At 76.2% G+C, this 2,501-nt stretch carries 2 protein-coding genes and 2 pseudogenes; 1 reads left to right on the top strand and 3 read right to left on the bottom strand.

Features of this window, described 5'->3' with window-relative positions; all coding sequences use genetic code 11:
* The 3 genes and pseudogenes from FGF04_RS38765 to FGF04_RS38775 form a co-directional block, all read right to left on the bottom strand.
* A pseudogene (locus tag FGF04_RS38765) lies at positions 1–221 on the bottom strand (hypothetical protein); the annotation flags it as partial.
* Positions 218–835: an RNA polymerase sigma factor gene (locus FGF04_RS38770; protein ID WP_188114418.1), complete on the bottom strand. Its 618-nt coding sequence runs from the start codon at positions 833–835 to the stop codon at positions 218–220. The gene FGF04_RS38770 and the pseudogene FGF04_RS38765, both read right to left, overlap by 4 nt.
* A gap of 116 nt (positions 836–951) precedes the next feature.
* On the bottom strand, positions 952–1,377 hold the full coding sequence (locus FGF04_RS38775; protein ID WP_149516088.1) for a hypothetical protein: 426 nt from the start codon (positions 1,375–1,377) through the stop codon (positions 952–954).
* Positions 1,378–1,785: 408 nt separating this feature from the next.
* Here FGF04_RS38775 and FGF04_RS38780 point away from each other — a divergent pair.
* Positions 1,786–2,501: pseudogene (locus tag FGF04_RS38780) on the top strand (hypothetical protein); the annotation flags it as partial.

A 2,501-nucleotide genomic window follows, 5' to 3' on the forward strand; every position in this document is an offset into this window, starting at 1 on the left:
ACCAGGGGCCGCCAGTCGTCCCGCCGCCGCGTGCGGGCCGCCCCGTGCGCCCCCTGGTCCCGCGCCCGCCGGAACGCGTCGAGCACCCGCTGCTCGGCCCCGGGGTCCACCCCGTCCTCCCGCACGGCACCGGCGAGCAGCGCGGCGAGGCGGGGGCCGCCGTCCTCATGTCCGCCCATGTCCGGGTCCGCCTCGCCGGCCGGGCGCCGCTCGTCCTTCATTCCGACTCCCCCAGCGTCCGGGGCCCGCCATCCGTCACACCGTCGGCCCCGAGGTGCCGGGCCAGGCGCTTGAGGCCCCGATGCGCCGCCGTACGGACCGCGCCGGGGCGCTTGCCGAGCACGCGCGCGGCAGCTGGGCCGTCGAGGCCCACGACGACCCGCAGCAGCACGGCCTCCGCCTGGTCCCGCGGCAGGCCCGCCAGCAGTTCCAGGGCGCGGTCCGTGCCGAGGGACTCCAGGGCCTGGTCCTCCGTGGTGTGCGCGGCGGGCAGGTCGAGCAGGTCCTGTTCGACCACGGAGGCCCGCGGCCGCACCTTCAGCCGCCGCAGGTGGTCGAGCGCCCGGTGCCGGGCGATGGTCGCGGTCCAGCCGCGGAACCCCGCCCCGTCGCCGCGGAACCGCCCCAGGTCCCGTGCTATCTCCAGCCACGCGTCCGAGGCCACGTCCTCCGCCTCGGCGCCGACCAGCCCGCGCAGGTAGCCGAGGAGCCCCGGCTGCACGATCCGGTAGGCGACCGCGAAGGCGGCCTCGTCCCCCTGCTGCGCCCGTGCGACAGCCGCACCCAGGTCCCCGTCGGACGACCGCACGCGACGGGTCCCCCCTCCCTGGCCCAACTGCCCACGTCCACCACCGCACACGGTCACGCCCACAGGGCCACGCCCACGTGCGGCGTGCGACGTCACCTGGGCGTACGTCTTCAAGGTCATCTGCGCCGGGCGGCGCAGAAACGTCACAGCCCGTCAGCCGGGCCGCCCCTCCCCGCACATCCGGGGAGCCCGGTCCCCGMCCGCCCGTGCAGCTGGAGGTAGAGGGTGCGCAGCGACTCCCGCTCCCCCGCCTCGAACCGCTTCACGACCTTGCCCAGCGGGTTCCACACCCGCCCGTCCGGCATCCGCACGCCCACCGGCTGCCCGAACAGCGCCCGCTGCCCCTCGTCGAACTCGATCCACGCCGCGCCGGCCCGCCGCACCAGCACCTCACCGGCGTACGCGCCGAGCCCGAACAGCGTCTGCCCCACCGCCGCACGGTCCCGGCCGCTCCTGCGCAGCCCGTCGACGACGAAGTCGACGACGCGCAGGCTCGCGACGGAGTAGTCCAGCGGCAGCCGGCTGCGCGCCGTGACGTCCCGTACGAACTGCGCCGCGTGCTGCCGCATCCGCAGGTCGGCCGAGAGCCCGCGGGGGGCGCGCGGGCGCTTCCCGGGTCCCGCGTCCGACTCCGTGCCCGTCCTGTCCACCGCTCACGCCCCCTCGCCCGGTCACGTCCGGCCGCGAGAGCCACGGCCGGTCCGCAACACCAAGCGGACGGGCGGCCCCGGACATCACACCTCCGGACAGTGACAAAGGTCATGTGCGAAGGCGAAGGAACCCGTACAACCATCGGCCCCTCCCGAGTGTCTTGTCCCGGTCGAAGTGTTGTACCGCACACCTACATCGGGTGACATTCCGTGCGGGGATGACGCTGAATTGGGAAGCCGCCCGTGTGCCGGGTGGGGCTTTTGCAATGCTTTCTAGGGGTGGGGTATTTGAGTCGCCGGACGACCCATGCGTACAGGCCGCTGAGCATGAAGCGGCGGGCGTGGCTGACGATCGGGGCCGTGGTCCTGGGCGGGGCGGGCGTCGTGACGTACGCCGTCGCGAACCCGGGTGACGGTCCGTCGGCGGACGCCGCGCGCGCCAAGCGGCCCGTGAAGGTGCACGAGCTCAGGATGGAGAGCGCCGGCGCCGGCCGCCGCGAGGTCGGGCGGACGAGCACCCAGCAGTTCTCGCTGCTCGGCGTCTCCTGGACCGGCACGAGGACCGAGCTCGACGGCACCGCCCAGGTGCGCACCCGCTCCCTCGCCACCGGCGCGTGGACCGGCTGGCAGGACCTGGACCTGGAGCCGCACCCGGTCGACGAGGCCGAGCCGGGCGCCGGGCAGGCGCGCGGCGCGTCCGATCCGCTGTGGGTCGGCCCGAGCGACGGCGTCGAGGCCCGGGTCGTAGCGGCCGGGGGCACCTCCTCCGGGCTGCCCGCGGGCCTCGAACTCGCCCTCGTGGACCCGGGCGTGACCTCGGCCGAGGCGAAGAACGAGGCCCTGGGCACGGGCGCGGGTGCCGCCACGGCCGCCGGCACCTCCCTGGAGAACGCCGCCTTCGCGGCCGAGGACCCGACCGGCTCCGCCACCCCGGCGGACCCGGCGGACCCGGCCGCGGACCCGTCGTCCCCGGACGCGACGGAGCCCGCGGGCACCGGCCCCGCCTCCGGCACCGCGACGGAGCCGGAGCCGGAGCCCACCGG

The organism is Streptomyces apricus (assembly GCF_008369065.1).
Classification (GTDB): Bacteria; Actinomycetota; Actinomycetes; order Streptomycetales; family Streptomycetaceae; genus Streptomyces; species Streptomyces apricus.